The organism is Prevotella denticola, from assembly GCF_900454835.1.
Lineage (GTDB): Bacteria > Bacteroidota > Bacteroidia > Bacteroidales > Bacteroidaceae > Prevotella > Prevotella denticola.
In genome coordinates this window covers 1-14,334 of the sequence record NZ_UGTM01000001.1, presented here as the reverse complement: position 1 = coordinate 14,334, position 14,334 = coordinate 1, and the positions used below count along the sequence as shown (strand labels likewise).

At 54.5% G+C, this 14,334-nt stretch carries 13 protein-coding genes; 2 read left to right on the top strand and 11 right to left on the bottom strand.

The window, feature by feature from the left end; genetic code table 11:
• Nucleotides 1-146: 146 nt before the first annotated feature.
• A complete protein-coding gene (cysS, locus tag DYH27_RS00070) occupies nucleotides 147-1,634 on the top strand; it encodes a cysteine--tRNA ligase (RefSeq protein WP_025067028.1) in 1,488 nt (495 codons plus the stop codon).
• 92 nt (nucleotides 1,635-1,726) lie between these two features.
• On the opposite strand, the gene DYH27_RS00065 is transcribed toward cysS, so the two are convergent.
• The 6 genes from DYH27_RS00065 to nosZ all read right to left on the bottom strand — a co-directional run bounded on the left by DYH27_RS00065 (nucleotide 1,727) and on the right by nosZ (nucleotide 7,684).
• On the bottom strand, nucleotides 1,727-2,494 hold the full coding sequence (locus DYH27_RS00065; RefSeq protein ID WP_004353934.1) for an ABC transporter permease subunit: 768 nt from the start codon (nucleotides 2,492-2,494) through the stop codon (nucleotides 1,727-1,729).
• A gap of 4 nt (nucleotides 2,495-2,498) precedes the next feature.
• Nucleotides 2,499-3,209 (bottom strand): ABC transporter ATP-binding protein, encoded by a 711-nt coding sequence (locus DYH27_RS00060; protein ID WP_004354126.1) that lies wholly within the window; start codon nucleotides 3,207-3,209, stop codon nucleotides 2,499-2,501.
• A complete protein-coding gene (nosD, locus tag DYH27_RS00055) occupies nucleotides 3,206-4,393 on the bottom strand; it encodes a nitrous oxide reductase family maturation protein NosD (RefSeq protein ID WP_036860342.1) in 1,188 nt (395 codons plus the stop codon). The genes DYH27_RS00060 and nosD overlap by 4 nt, the downstream gene beginning before the upstream one ends.
• A gap of 35 nt (nucleotides 4,394-4,428) precedes the next feature.
• Complete coding sequence (locus DYH27_RS00050) at nucleotides 4,429-4,914, bottom strand: nitrous oxide reductase accessory protein NosL (RefSeq protein ID WP_025067030.1); 486 nt, start codon at nucleotides 4,912-4,914, stop codon at nucleotides 4,429-4,431.
• Nucleotides 4,915-4,927: 13 nt separating this feature from the next.
• On the bottom strand, nucleotides 4,928-5,545 hold the full coding sequence (locus DYH27_RS00045; protein ID WP_231287497.1) for a hypothetical protein: 618 nt from the start codon (nucleotides 5,543-5,545) through the stop codon (nucleotides 4,928-4,930).
• A gap of 102 nt (nucleotides 5,546-5,647) precedes the next feature.
• Nucleotides 5,648-7,684, bottom strand: coding sequence for a Sec-dependent nitrous-oxide reductase (nosZ, locus tag DYH27_RS00040; RefSeq protein WP_025067032.1), 2,037 nt, complete (start codon nucleotides 7,682-7,684; stop codon nucleotides 5,648-5,650).
• Between the two features lie 301 nt (nucleotides 7,685-7,985).
• Here nosZ and DYH27_RS00030 point away from each other — a divergent pair, with 301 nt between their 5' ends.
• Nucleotides 7,986-8,819 (top strand): LytTR family DNA-binding domain-containing protein, encoded by an 834-nt coding sequence (locus DYH27_RS00030; RefSeq protein WP_025067034.1) that lies wholly within the window; start codon nucleotides 7,986-7,988, stop codon nucleotides 8,817-8,819.
• A 551-nt stretch (nucleotides 8,820-9,370) separates the two neighbouring features.
• Here DYH27_RS00030 and DYH27_RS00020 read toward each other — a convergent pair.
• The 5 genes from DYH27_RS00020 to rpoN all read right to left on the bottom strand — a co-directional run bounded on the left by DYH27_RS00020 (nucleotide 9,371) and on the right by rpoN (nucleotide 14,334).
• The gene (locus DYH27_RS00020) at nucleotides 9,371-11,296 is read right to left on the bottom strand and encodes a 4-hydroxy-3-methylbut-2-en-1-yl diphosphate synthase (protein WP_029216431.1); all 1,926 of its coding nucleotides are present in this window, start codon (nucleotides 11,294-11,296) and stop codon (nucleotides 9,371-9,373) included.
• 237 nt (nucleotides 11,297-11,533) lie between these two features.
• A complete protein-coding gene (purE, locus tag DYH27_RS00015) occupies nucleotides 11,534-12,040 on the bottom strand; it encodes a 5-(carboxyamino)imidazole ribonucleotide mutase (protein WP_004354089.1) in 507 nt (168 codons plus the stop codon).
• Nucleotides 12,041-12,067: 27 nt separating this feature from the next.
• Nucleotides 12,068-12,685: a hypothetical protein gene (locus DYH27_RS00010; protein WP_013670719.1), complete on the bottom strand. Its 618-nt coding sequence runs from the start codon at nucleotides 12,683-12,685 to the stop codon at nucleotides 12,068-12,070.
• Complete coding sequence (locus tag DYH27_RS13640) at nucleotides 12,682-12,813, bottom strand: hypothetical protein (protein WP_262510576.1); 132 nt, start codon at nucleotides 12,811-12,813, stop codon at nucleotides 12,682-12,684. Before DYH27_RS13640 ends, DYH27_RS00010 begins: the two co-directional genes overlap by 4 nt.
• Before the next feature lie 6 nt (nucleotides 12,814-12,819).
• Nucleotides 12,820-14,334 (bottom strand): RNA polymerase factor sigma-54, encoded by a 1,515-nt coding sequence (rpoN, locus tag DYH27_RS00005; protein WP_025067036.1) that lies wholly within the window; start codon nucleotides 14,332-14,334, stop codon nucleotides 12,820-12,822.

Below are 14,334 nucleotides of genomic sequence, written 5' to 3'. Positions count from 1 at the left end.
TTTTGATTGTTTCTGAAAACGAACGGCTGCTTCCCTGCATGGGCAGGACCGCCGTGCGGCAAAGGTAGCAAAAAGACCGCACAATTGTATGAAGGCTGATAATAATTTTGTAATTTTGCAACATAAAGATTATAAACAGCTCTCTTATGCAAGACTTGGTTATTTACAATACGCTGCACCGGAAGAAGGAACTCTTCCAGCCGATAGCAGCCCCCCACGTGGGCATGTATGTCTGCGGACCTACCGTTTACGGTGATCCGCATCTCGGGCATGCCCGGCCTGCCATCACCTTCGACATTCTCTTCCGCTATCTGAGGCACATCGGGTACAAGGTGCGCTACGTGCGCAACATCACTGATGTGGGCCATCTGGAGCATGATGCGGACGAAGGCGATGACAAAATAGAGAAGAAAGCACGCCTCGAACAGCTGGAACCGATGGAAATCGCGCAGCATTACACCAACCGTTACCACGATGCGATGCGTGCGCTGAACGTTCTTCCGCCGAGCATCGAGCCGCACGCTACAGGCCACATCATCGAGCAGGAAGAGCTTGTAAAGCAGATTCTTGCCAACGGATATGCCTACGAAAGCAACGGCAGCATTTACTTCGATGTGGAGAAATACGACAAGGACCACCACTACGGCATCCTCTCCGGGCGCAACCTCACCGACATGATCAACAACTCGCGCGAGCTGGCAGGAGTAGGTGAGAAACACAACCAGGCCGACTTCGCACTCTGGAAGCGTGCCATGCCGGAACACATCATGCGCTGGCCCTCACCGTGGAGCGACGGATTCCCCGGCTGGCACTGCGAGTGTACGGCGATGGGACGGAAGTATCTGGGCGAACACTTCGATATCCACGGCGGGGGAATGGACCTCATCTTCCCGCACCATGAGTGCGAGATCGCACAGGCCGTGGCCTCCCAGGGCGACCAGATGGTGAAGTACTGGATGCACAACAACATGATTACCATCAACGGACAGAAGATGGGCAAGTCGCTCGGCAACTTCATCACGCTTGAACAGTTCTTCACCGGCAGGCACGAGACGCTCATGCAGCCCTATTCGCCCATGACCATCCGCTTCTTCATCCTCTCGGCGCATTACCGCGGGACGGTCGACTTCTCCAACGAGGCATTGCAGGCTGCCGAGAAGGGCTATGAACGGCTGATGAACGGCATTGAAGACCTGGCCCGTATCCAGGCCTCCGCAGCCTCCGACGGAAATACCGGCAAGTTCGTATCGGCCTTCCGGCAGAAGTGCTACGAGGCGATGAACGACGACCTGATGACGCCTGCCGTCATCTCGGAACTCTTCGAGGCCTGCCATCTTGTGAACATCCTCATCGACCATAAAGCGCAGATTTCTGCCGATGACCTCAAGGAACTCACGGAGGCGATGCACCTCTTCGCCTTCGACATCCTCGGTCTGAAGAACGAGCGCAGTGCCGACAATGATGCTCGTGAGGAGGCTTATGGAAAGGTTGTCGATATGGTGCTCGACCTCCGTGCCAAGGCGAAGGCCGAGAAGAACTGGGCCGTCAGCGACCAGATCCGCGATGCCCTCTCCGCTGCCGGCTTCCAGGTGAAGGACACCAAGGACGGTGTCACGTGGAAGCTCGACCGGTAAGTAATGATGTAACAACGCTTGCACGGAAAATCCCGCCCAGCACATTGTGTGAAGGGCGGGATCTTGTTATGGTGTTTTCTTTTCTTACATTCTTATAAATCTTTCTTTCGGAAGATGCGCAGGGAAAGGAAGTAGGGGACGATGATCCACAGCAGGAGCAGCAGTGAGGACACGACGATTCCACCGGCAGCCCCGAGGAACTCCTTGAAGGCGGCACCGCCATATCCCATCATGGCCGATACATCCATCTTGAGGATGACCTGGAAGCGGGTCAGGTCGAGTGGATTGAGCATGAGCAGAGCCAGCAGCGGTGTCTCTACAGGCCAATCGCTTAGCAGGAACAGGGCATAGAGCAGGACAGCATCGTAGATCATTGTGAAGAGCAGCCAGATGAGAATGGAGATACCCGTGCCGCGTGTCTTGTCGCTGGCGAGCATGGTCGCCAGGAAAGCCAGGGAGACGAATATCTGCGTGGTGACACATCCCATGAGCAGCAGCACCAGTCCTGTTCCCCAGTCCGTATAGAGCAGCATGGGGATGCCCGCCCCCAGCAGGAAGGCGATGAGCAGGCTGGAAGAGACTCCCGTATAGAGGCTTTGCCAGATGCGCCGCCGCTCGACGGGCTGACTCAGCAGCAGTACGAGGAAATCGTGTGCGTCGTACAGATACGTCACCGTATAGAGCAGGGACATGAGCGGCGTGACGAACAGGATGATATTGAGTATTGTCAGTGCGCCTTTCGACTCGTTGTCCTGCAGCAGCAGAGAGGTCCATGACAGCAGGGCCAGCAGGACAAAATAAAAGACAACGACCCTGCTTTTGACGTTGTCCATGAAGATGATCTTTGTTATCTTTCCCATAGTTTTATTGGTGTTTACCGCTCTTCTTTAAATAATACATGACAGCCTGTGACACGTTGTCCTGGCAGGTCTCACGCAGGAGCTGTTCTACTGGTTTGAAGAACAGGATGTGCCCCTCCTCCATGAAGATGATGTGCGTGGCGATGCCCTCCAGCTCGCTGAGAATGTGGGAGGTGATGAACACCAGCTTGTTCTTCTCCCTGACAATCTTGTCTTTCAGAATGCTGGCGGCGATGGGGTCCAGGCTTGCCGTAGGCTCGTCGAGGATGAGGATGTCCGGATTGAAAAGGAATGCCAGAGCGGCGTTTACCTTCTGGCTTGTCCCTCCGGACAGGGTTTTCGTCTTTTTGCCGGCAATGGCTTCAATCTCAAAGGCATCATAGAGTTCCTTGTCGAGATTGTCGCTGTCCTTGCGTACGTCACGGATGGTCCTGAATGTCTCGCCTACGCTCATGTTCTCCGGGAAGCAACTGTTCTGCGGCATGAAGCCGATGTGCCGGCGGTATGAGGGATTCTCCTGTACGTTCATGCCGTCAACCAGCACCTCACCTGACTGCGGCGTTGCCAGTCCGAGGATACATTTCATCAGTGTCGTCTTGCCGCATCCGTTCGGTCCCACGAAGCCGATGCACTGTCCCTGTTCCAGCTGCAGATTGATGTCGTGCAGCACATGCTGTCTGCCGTAAAACTTATTGAGGTTCTTGATGGTAATCATATCTTGTAAGATTTCATGTGGGGATATTCATCGACATAATTGTCTGGGGTCACGGATGGAAGTACCTTCTCTGTGGCATCCAGCAGGTTCATCAGGAAGCTGTGGAAGAAGAACAGGACGTTCTCGTTCTGTTCGGCCAGCATGGAGAAAAGGCTGAGCGGATGGAAAGGAACGTCGCCGTAACCGTTCTTGTCAAGGTCGTAACCCTCGTATTTGTCCCAGTAGTTTCCGTTGACCGTATTGCGGTTGTAACTCACGTTGGTGGTCATGTCAAAGGTGTTCCCGAGGAAGTTGTTGCAGGTGATGGTGTCATTGGTGCTGGCCGAAATCAGCCGCATTCCCCATCCGTTGGCCTTGATTTCATTGTGATGTACCAGCAGGTCGGAGCCGCCGTCTACCAGCAGTCCCACCGTGTTGTTGCGGAAACGGTTTCCTTTGATGGTGCTGTATTGCAGCTCTTTGATGAGCAGTCCGTAGGAGGATGTGCCCCGGTTGAACTCGAAGATGTTGTTGAGCATTGTCACGTTGTGGGCGAACATCACCGCCACTCCTGCCTGGTTGTGGCTGAAATGATTGGAACTGTAGACGTTGAAATGGGAGAACATGAAATGCAGTCCGTAGCGTTCACAGCCGTTGACCGTATTGCGGTCGATGTGCGAACTGTTGACGAACTCCAGGTAGATGCCGTCCCGGTTGTACCCGATCTTGTTGCCCGTGATGTGCATATGGTCGCATTTCCAGCAGTGTACGGCATTTCCCATGATGGGGTTGAGCGTGATGTTGCTGGAGATGTCGTTGCCTGCAACCGTGCAGTGCCTGCAGTTCTGGAACATCACGCTGAACTGGTTGGCGCGGAACACGCAGTTGCGTACCGTGACGTTCTGCACGTTTTCGGCATGCAGGCCGCTGTAGTCTATCTGTGAGGAACGGCCGGAGTTCTGTATCTGAAAGCCTTCCACGACGGCATTGTCTGCCTTGATGCTGACCACGTTGCCCCGCTGTCCACCGTCCACGACGGGGTGTCCCGTCCCTCTGAGCAGGACAGGCTTGTCGATGAGCAGGTGTTCTTTATAGACCTTATTCCCATAGACAAGAATCACGTCATGAGGCTTTGCCGTGCGCAGAGCCTTACTTATGGAGACGAATGCCTTGCCTTTTCCGACCTCGATTGTCCGTGCAGACAATGAAGACACTGATAGGGCAAGGCATACGGAAAATGTTAATGTTCTGCGTGCTGTATCTTTAATCTTTCCCATGAATCAAGGAGAATAGAACGGGTCTTGACGGCGAACTTCTGGGCATGAGCGCGATTGCGAAAGGCTGCCACGCCGCCATTCATAGGACTCTTGATGTCCTGTCCGAGAACAAGTCCTGCCTGCTTGATGTCTATCAGCGAGTCAGGATGCTCATAGTCGGCCACGTAAATTTTTTCGACTGTGCTGTCCGAGAGGTTCTTGGCATTCATGTAATGGAACAGGCAGGACAGGTCGTCGAACTTGAAGCACTTGCCTTTGTCCGTGATGAATTCACAGGCGAACCTGGGAACTTCTATGGTCATTCCACAGCCGGCGCAGTCTTCTTTCCCGAGACTGATGGGCTGGGGCCTGTTGTCATGCGTACAGGCCACCAGAGAGACGAGCGTCAGCATCAGCACTGCGGCTGACACTGCTACACCCGTCAGATGAGTGGTGATAGTCTTTTTCATTTATCGGATATTTTCAGTTCTTCTTGTTTCCGAAGACACCCATCTCCTTGATTACTACGAAGGCAAGGAGAAGTCCTGCAGCAACCAGGAGATAGCCTCCGAGGTCCGGCTGGGACAGTGCGTCGAAGTTCAGTAGCTGCTTCTCGCCGATGATAGGCGGCTGATAAGCCATCCCCGGCACCTTGATAGGAGCATCGGGCGACAGATTATGGCCGTAGACATACGTCCAGTGGTAGAAATCGACGAAGCCGAGGATGCCGAAGATACCGAAGGAAATCAGCGATGCGATGCTCAGCTTCTTGCTCTTCATAATCGCTGCGACCAGGAACAAGACGGCAAAGGCGCAGAGCAGGATCGGCAGTACCGTGAATTCCCAGAAGTCGCCCGGGTGGATCTGTGCCATGCCTACGTAGTGGTTCAGTTCGTTGATCTTGTAGAGGTCGTTTCCATCATCACCTCCGGAGACACCCTCCGTGCCTCCAATATAAAGCACCATGCCCTCCGGGTACTGTGGGGCCGACAGGTCGATGCGCCATACCGAAGTGAAAGCACTCACTGCCGTGAACAGTGCTGCAACGATGAGCAGTATCATGCTCGATTTTGTTATCTTACCGGAAAAACTCAATTTCATGTTCTTTACAGATTTAAGCACCTGTCGCTCATGCCTGCTGGACATTCTGTCCTTGTACAGGCGATGAGGGCAGGTCATTGGATTCTGACTTGTTTTCAGTGATTATTTTCTCTTGTGCGTCGTAGGAGCTGCAGCCGACTGGGTCGTCGGTTTCGTGGCAGCGAACTGTGACGGCAGCTTGTCGTCGATGGTGAAGCTCAGCGGTGTGTTGCTGCCCTTCGGAGAGACGCGGGCATATCCCTGCATTTCCTGATGGAGCGCACTGCAGAAGTCGGTACAGTAGAACGGAAGGATGCCTACCCTGTTCGGAATCCATTTCAGCGTGCAGGTCTCACCCGGCATGACGAGAATCTCGGCATTGTTGTTGCCCTTTACGGTGAAGCCGTGCGGTATGTCCCACTCCTGCTCGATGTTCGTCACGTGGAAATAAACCTCGTCACCCAGCCTGATGCCCTCGATGTTGTCGGGAACGAGGCGTGAGCGGATGGCTGCCATGTAGATGTCCACGCGGTTGTCGTGACGCTCCACACGTGCCTGCTGGGCAGTGCTTATCTTGTAAGGATTGTGGTTGTCGGCCAGGCGGGTGAAGTACATCATGTTCGGTTTCAGCATATCTGCTGCGATGGCACTGGCATAGTGGGGTTCGCCGATGGTCGGGAATTCCAGGATCAGACGCATTTTCTTTCCGCTGATGTCATAGAGCTGTGCTGCCTGGCAAAGCTCCGGACCCGTCGGCAGGAAGCAGTCCTTCGTAATCTTGTTGTAGGCTACCATGTACTTTCCGTAGGGCTTCTTGGTGTCGGCACCCAGTACGGACAGATGGCCGATGGAGTAATAAGTAGGGATGCGGTCTTCTATCTGGCAGTCTTTCAGTCTCCATTTCACAATCTCCGAAGAGATGAAGAAGCTGGTATAGGCGTTTCCGTCAGCATCGAACTCGGTATGGAGTGATCCCAGCCCCGGCGACTGTACTTCACCGTGCAGGGCAGATTCATACTTGATGACGTTGATGCCGTCGACCTTGCCGTCGAACTGGTGGTTCTTGATGGCATCCTGTATCTTCGTGAAGCTGAATACAGGCAGGTTGGCACTCAGCTTGCCGTTACCTACGATGTACTCGCCGGACGGGTCCACGTCCACGCCATGCGGAGACTTCGGACATGGGATGAGATAAAGGAAGTCGTTGTATTTCCTGGTATCAATCACCTTCACCTTGTTCAGGATTTCGGAAGTGGCCTGCTCGGTGTCTTCGTGCATCACGTTGTGCGCATACTTACAGGGCTTCCAGTCGAAGTCGCCCTTTGCTGCGTGTTCCGCAGCCTTCTTCCAGTTGATGGCGAGGATGTAGTCCTTGTCGTTGTGAGAAGCGTTGACCTCCAGAAGGGAGTGGGCCTCCTCGGTGTTGTAGCAGGTGAAGAACGACCAGTCGGCAGAGGCATTCTTGCCGCTGTGGCTCAGGTCGTAGTTGAACGGCGGCAGAGCCAGCTGGAAGTCCAGGCTGAGACCGCCGGTGTTCTTGTCTACCTTTATATAAGAAATGTGTCCGCGGAACTTCTCCTTGTAGTCCTTGATGGGCACGTCACCGTTCTCGTAATCGGCCGGGACGCTGAAGCGGGTACCTGCCACGATGTACTCTGTGTTGCAGGTGATGAACGGCGAAGCATGGTTGCCGCTCGTATTCGGCAGTTCGATGATTTCTGCTGTACGGAAGCTCTTGAGGTCGATGCGTGCAATACGCGGCGTGTTGTTGGCATTGATGAACAGCCAGCGGCCGTCGTACATGGCATCGGTCTCGGAAAGCTGTGTATGGTGCGAGTCGTCCCATGGCACGAATCCGAAGGATGTGTTCAGCATGGGCTTGGTGTTCTCGTCATAGCCATAGCCGTTTTCACCGTTCTGTGAAAAGACGGGGATTACCTTGAGCAGGCGGCCGGACGGGATGCCATAGACAGCCACCTGTCCGCTGAAGCCTCCCGACACGAAGTCGTAGTACTCGTCATAGTGCCCGGGAGCAACGTAGACCTGCTTGGCTGCATCGTCGTCGACTGCAATCTGCCCGGTCTTCTTGGGCTTGCAGGAATGCAGCACACCGCCGAAGGCAATGAGCGATGCCAGCGAAAATAGAATAGACTTTTTCATAATGAAGATCAATTAAAAGTTTTGTTTTGAGGGCATAAAGGTATGGAATTTTAAAGAAATAAGCAAATTATAAAGCAATATAATGTTTCCTTTATGAATAATCTGCTGTCTGCTGTCGAAAGGGGAAAAGCCTGTAGAACTGTTCCGTAGGCCGCCCATGAAGGATTCCGGAGGTTTCCAGACATAAACGGCAGGGAACGCCAGGACTGTCAGGCCATTGGTCTTATCCGGGCATGAGACTTGCAGGAAAGGGAGAAAAAGCGTAACTTTGCAGGCAGACAACAACCCTTTAAGAAAAATCATGAGCAGACTGTCATCTTTCCTCCGCAGCAGATGTACATTGCAGGGAAATGCCACCTCCTGGCGCACGAGTGTTGCGTCAGGAGGTGGCATTTTCCTGTTTCTCTATCTTCTGCAGCCGTTCGGGATCAGCCAGTACCGGGGCAGTATTTTCCTGATGTGCCTGGGCTTCGGCGTACTGACCGCCTGTGTCCTGTGGCTGGGTTCAGTCCTTTTCTTCAAGACGCTGTCGTACAGGAAAATCGCGGTGACCAACGGACATCAGATTCTGTACAGTATCGGCATTGAACTGGCCATGGCAGTCTCCATGACGGTCTATGCCGCCTTCTTTTTCCATATCCCGTTGACGGGAAGACTGTTCTGGGTCTTCTTTTACTGGACTTTCCTTGTCTGGGTGATCGTCACGGGCATTTTTACGCTGATAAACTACAACCGGATGCTGAACGGCAGACTGGAAGAGCTGATACGGAAGACCACCGATGAGCAGGCGGGCATTGTCATCACGCTGCACGACCAGAATCTTCGGGGAGCCGACCTCACCCTGCCCATCAACGACCTGCTGTATATCGAATCGCGAAAAAACAATGTCTGTGTGTGTTACCGGAATGAAGGCAAAACGGTGAAAACCGAACTCCGGTCAACACTGGTAGCCTTGAAAGCCGCCTTGCCTTACGACAACATCTTCCAGTGCCACCGTTCGTTTCTTGTGAACATCAACAACATCAGCTCTGCTAAAGGCAATTCCAACGGTTACCAGCTGCGTCTCTCCGGCTGTGATGACACCGTCCCTGTCTCCCGCACTTTTGTCCCAGGACTCCGCCGATTCGTCGGTTGACGGGTTGCCCATGGCGTGATGGAAAGGGCAGGGACGGTCTGTCCGTTGCGGGGAGGAAGCCTTTATGTTTCGGCAGACAGTCCGGTCGTCGCCCTTGCCGGGATAGACCGGGAATAGATGCGATGGGGAGCATTGACACTGCAGCCTGCCGCAACCCGCTTTCTTCCCGGCGGCATATCGCAAGAGAGTTGTCCCTCGACACGTCTGGTGTTCACGGCCAGCACAATGTGTGTCGGGCATCAACACATCGGCAGAAGGTGGCTATGTCTGCTCCTTGTCACTATCATATAGATGGTAATTTGATGGGGCGCACCGGCTTTCCCAAAGGCAATGAGAGATTGCCGGTTGAAAGAAAGTTACACATGGAAATCCATGACATTCAAGTTCTAACGGACAGCGACAATAAGGGATACAAACGGATTCCGGGAAATGCCAGGGCCGGCCTGTAAACGAATCAGGGCTTATGAAGACAGCCTGCTCCATAAGCCCTTTCCTCCATTCTGTTTCATCCGGCCATCCTGACAGTGCGGTTGCGGCAGGATTCACGGAGGCTACTTCTCCCGGTCTGCCTTGATCAGAGCCAGCAGATGGTCCACGGCTTCTTCTTCCGGGATGTTATGTTCAACACATACCTGCCGGCGGTATAGACTGACTTTCTTCGGACCCGCACCCACGTATCCATAGTCGGCATCAGCCATCTCGCCCGGTCCGTTCACAATACACCCCATGATACCTACCTTCAGTCCCGTCATGCCCTTGGTAGCTTCCTTGATGCGGGCGATGGTGGTACGGAGGTCGTAGAGGGTCCGCCCGCAGCCCGGGCAGGAAATGTATTCGGTCTTCACCATGCGCAGCCGGCCTGCCTGGAGGATGGCGAAGGCGGTCTGCTCGATGTCGTCCTGTGACAGATTTCCGTCGTTCATAAGCCAGACACCATCGGTCAGTCCGTCCATCATCAGTGCTCCCATGTCGGCTGCCGCCTCCAGCTGGAACTGTTCCTTCGGAGTGATGGGGGCTGTAGATTGGCTGGCGAGGGGTTCTTCCTCTGCTGCTGGTGTGGAATGCCGGTACATCTGTGCGAAGACAATGGGGTTCTTCACGCCCGCAATCATCAGCTGGTGCGCCAGTGCCCGCTGGTCGCCGAGACGGTTCTGATGGCTTGTCATGCAGACGACCACCACTTCAGGGTGGGCCTTCAGGCAGGCAAGGAATTCTTCGGAAGGTGTTCCGAACTTCAGGACAAGGAACTTAACTTCCGTATCTATCGCACTGATGAAGGGCATTCCTGTGACAGGGAAGATGGGGTAAACATTCTCAAGGGACTGCCTGCCACCATGGGCAAGCTCCATATAGGCATCGTAATCAAGGATGTACTTCTGGTTCTTCACCTTGTTTTCAGGTAGTCTTCCCTGTACATAGATATAGTCCGGCTTCGGCAGTTCAGGCGAAGAGACATCAACAGCAGCCTGTCCGGCCTTTCGGGTGGCAATGACAACAGGCACGTTGCCGCCACCGATATTGCCTGCCGCCACCGTTTCGCGGCGTTCAGGATGGAGATAATCAAAGCCGGAATACCGTTCGCCGGGGATGAGAAGATGCTTCTCGTGACGACGGATATACCATGCGAGATACCTCGCTACAGGAATCTCGCACTCCGGCTCTTCACTCAGCGACACACGGATAGTATCGCCGATGCCGTCGGCAAGCAGCGCACCGATGCCCACGGCGCTTTTGATACGGCCGTCTTCACCCTCGCCGGCCTCCGTGACACCGAGATGGAGCGGATAGTGCATATCCTCTTTGTCCATTTCGGCCACGAGGAGACGCACCGATCGGACCATGACAACGGTGTTGGATGACTTGATGGAGATGACAATATCATGGAAATCATGCCTGCGGAAGATACGCAGGAACTCCATGCAGCTCTCCACGATGCCTGCCGGTGTGTCTCCATAGCGGTTGCGGATGCGGTCGGACAGGCTGCCATGGTTTACGCCGATGCGTACGGCGGTGTGGTTCTCCTTGCAGATATTGATGAACGGAACAAGCCGATCCTCAATCTTCTGCAGTTCCCGGGCATATTCCTCATCGGTGTACTCCAGTTTCTTGAACGTCCGTGCCGGATCCACATAGTTGCCGGGATTGATGCGGACTTTCTCCGCATAGAGAGCTGCCACGTCCGCTACATTCGCATTGAAGTGGACATCGGCACAGAGAGGTGTCATGTAGCCGTCGGCCCGCAGCTGCGCATTGATGTTCTTGAGATTCTCTGCCTCTCGCTTTCCTTGCGTGGTGAGGCGCACGAGTTCTCCTCCTGCATCAATGATGCGCTCTGCCTGTGCCACGCTCCCTTCGGTATCGTCCGTGGAGGTGGTGGTCATTGACTGTATGCGTACTGGGTTCTCTCCACCGATGTCGAGTGTGCCGACATGGGTGACTGAGGTTTTCCTTCTTTCAAAGTTGAATAAATCGATCATGGATGATGATAAGTTGTGATGGGCGATGATAGGCGATGCGGTAGGCGATAATAGGTGGTGAGTGGTAGGCGATGATAAATGGTGATAAGCGGTGATAGGCGGTGATGAGTCTACTCAAGCCATCCCCTGACAAGACCCTTCGTCGGTGATTACTCCCCTATCCATTCGGAGAGGGGCCGGGGGTGAGGCCGGACCGGGGGTGAGGCTGGGCTGGGGCTGGCCCAGGCCTAAGGCCCTTCAGCACTTGAACCTGTAATCCTTCAGCTCGGCCAGTTCCCTGTTGGCCTTCTCAATCTTCTCTCCCAGAGAAGCCTTCCAGGCATCCACTTTACAGGCAATGGCCTCATCGCCGATCGCCATCATCTCTGCGGCAAGAATGGCGGCATTCTGGGCACCGTTGACACCCACGGTGGCAACCGGTATGCCCGGTGGCATCTGGATGATGGACAGCATGGCATCGAGACCGTCGAGCATTCCCTTAATCGGCACGCCGATGACCGGAAGCGGAGTTGAGGCAGCGATGACACCGGGCAGTGCCGCCGCCATGCCGGCACCTGCGATGATTACCTTTATGCCCCGCCCTTTGGCTTCCTTGGCGAAGGTTTCGACGGCATCGGGTGTGCGATGGGCAGAGAGGGCATTCACCTCAAAGGGAATCTCCTGCTGCTCCAACCACTTACAAGCTTTTTCCATGACGGGCAAGTCGCTTGTCGAACCCATGATAATGCTTACTAATGGCTTCATGTTCTGTATTGTTTTAAATGAATAGGCTTACACGATGATGACGGTAAGGAATGAGCAGACCAGTCCCAGGAAGAATCCCGATGTGACCTGTTCCAATGAATGCTGCCTGAGAATCATCCTGCTGCTGCCTACCATGCCGGAGACGACGAGGGTAAGACAGAGCCACCACATCGGATCAAAGCTGAGCAGCAGAGAGAAGGCTATCAGCGAGCCGGTCACTCCGCCGATGGCTGCCGTATGGGTAGAGATTTTCCACCACACGTTGATGACGGCACAGAGAATCTGTATCACCAGTGCCGCCATAAGTATCGATGTCAGCATGTGCGGCAGATGCAGCAGGTTCATGATGTAGAAACACGTGAAATAACAGATGATGGAGATGGCATAAGGGACCATTCTCCGCTCCCGCTGCCCCAGCTGAATGAGCGTCCAGCCATGATACTGCCGGTAGAGGTGGATGAGCAAGGTAGGGATGAGTACCGTGAAGGCATAGACCATCAGGACGTATGCCAGCTTGGCCTGCCATGGGAACATACTGAGATAACTGAATATGAAGATAGCCAGTATGCCCACGACGGGCAGATAGAAAGGCGTGAGCACCATGCTCACGATTCTTGCTGTCAATATGATGTTCTTTTCCTTCATTCTTTTAGGGTGGGAGAGGATGGGCGATGATAAGCGGGGATAGGCGATGATGGGCGATGATAGGCGGGACGATGATAAGCGATGAACAGGTAAGCATCAGCACTCACCACCCACGAGCCACCATCCACGACCCGTCATTCCTTTCGCAGTCTTGCGACAGGCAGTCCGAGCTGTTCCCGGTACTTGGCGACCGTGCGGCGGGCTATCGGGAACCCCTTTTCTTTCATGACCTTGGCAAGTGCGTCATCGCTGAGCGGCCGGCGTTTGTCCTCCTGCCCGATTACTTCCTTGAGTGCGACCTTGATTTTCCGGGTAGACATCTCCTCGCCGTCTTCCGTCGTATAGCTGTCCGAGAAGAAGAAGCGGAGCGGGAAGATGCCCCATCTTGTCTGCGCATACTTGATGTTGCTCACCCGCGAGATAGTCGATATGTCCAGTCCGGTCCGGTCGGCGATGTCCTTGAGAATCATCGGCTTGAGGTCAGCTTCATCGCCGTCCTGGAAAAACCTGCGCTGTATATCGATGATAGTTTTCATCGTCACCTGCAGCGTATGCCGTCTCTGCTTCACCGCCTCGATGAACCCCTGTGCCTTGTCGACCTTCTCTTTGGCATAGAGCAAAGCCTCCTTCTCCTGCCGGTTCATGCCCGCCTTGTTATCCCGGTAGGCTGCCAGCATCTCGCTGAATGCCGTGGAGACGTGCAGTTCGGGCAGATTGCCGTGATTGAGGCTGAAGGTGATCGTCCCGTCATCCTCGGTGTCGATGATGAAGTCGGGGGTGATCTGCTGGAGATTCCGGCCCTGCGTCTCGCCCATGGAGGCACCCGGCTTCGGGTTCAGCTTGCGGATCTCTCGCTGAAGCGTCTCAACCTGACGGTCAGACAGCAGGAGTGCCGACTGTATCTTGTCCCAGTGTTTCTTTGTAAAAGCGTCGAAATAGTCGGAGAGGATGGTGCGGATGCAGCGGTACAGCTGCCCGTCACGATCCCACTCGCCGTTTTCCGCTTTCCGGTCCACCTGCAGCAGCAGGCATTCCTGCAGTGTCCTGGCTCCGATGCCGGGGGGGTCGAAGTCCTGCAATATCTTCAGGACCTCCTCCAGTTCGCCGACGGCAGCGTCTATGCCATGGTAGATAGCCAGCTCGTCGCTGATGCTGCCGAGGTCCTTCCGCAGGAGTCCGTCATTGTCCAGACTGCCGATAAGATATTCCAGGATCTCCCTCTGCCGGCCGGTAAGTTCTCTCTCGCCCACCTGTTCGTTGAGCTTGTCGATGAAGGAAGTCGTGTCTCCGTAGACAATCTCCTCGTAGTCGGCGTTGTTCCGCTGCTGGCGGGAGTCGTAGGTGGGAATATCATCATCCGACTTCATGCGCTCCAGCGCCGAGTCGAGTGCGTCCTGCCGTTCTTCCCGTTCCTGTTGTGTGTCGAAGTCGTCATCCTCCGTCTGCTCTGCTGCGTCGCCGGTATCAATATCGTCTGTCTCCTCACCGCCTCGTTCCAGTGCGGGATTGTCGTCCAGTTCGGCATTGACACACTCCTCCAGTTCCGTCAGCGGCATTTCCAACAGCTTCACCTGCAGCATCTGCTGCTGCGAGAGCCGCTGCACCTGCTGCTGTTTCTGGGTCTGGATCTGTACTTGTTCCTGTGCCAT

Bases quoted from the DNA above. Each gene is read 5' to 3' on its own strand.
- DYH27_RS00010 (WP_013670719.1), bottom strand. From the start codon at position 12,685: ATGAAGGAAAAGAACATCATATTGACAGCAAGAATCGTGAGCATGGTG.
- DYH27_RS00065 (WP_004353934.1), bottom strand. From the start codon at position 2,494: ATGGGAAAGATAACAAAGATCATCTTCATGGACAACGTCAAAAGCAGG.
- DYH27_RS00060 (WP_004354126.1), bottom strand. From the start codon at position 3,209: ATGATTACCATCAAGAACCTCAATAAGTTTTACGGCAGACAGCATGTG.
- purE (WP_004354089.1), bottom strand. From the start codon at position 12,040: ATGAAGCCATTAGTAAGCATTATCATGGGTTCGACAAGCGACTTGCCC.
- DYH27_RS00045 (WP_231287497.1), bottom strand. From the start codon at position 5,545: ATGAAATTGAGTTTTTCCGGTAAGATAACAAAATCGAGCATGATACTG.
- DYH27_RS00030 (WP_025067034.1), top strand. From the start codon at position 7,986: ATGAGCAGACTGTCATCTTTCCTCCGCAGCAGATGTACATTGCAGGGA.
- cysS (WP_025067028.1), top strand. From the start codon at position 147: ATGCAAGACTTGGTTATTTACAATACGCTGCACCGGAAGAAGGAACTC.
- rpoN (WP_025067036.1), bottom strand. From the start codon at position 14,334: ATGGCACAGGAACAAGTACAGATCCAGACCCAGAAACAGCAGCAGGTG.
- DYH27_RS00050 (WP_025067030.1), bottom strand. From the start codon at position 4,914: ATGAAAAAGACTATCACCACTCATCTGACGGGTGTAGCAGTGTCAGCC.
- DYH27_RS00020 (WP_029216431.1), bottom strand. From the start codon at position 11,296: ATGATCGATTTATTCAACTTTGAAAGAAGGAAAACCTCAGTCACCCAT.
- nosZ (WP_025067032.1), bottom strand. From the start codon at position 7,684: ATGAAAAAGTCTATTCTATTTTCGCTGGCATCGCTCATTGCCTTCGGC.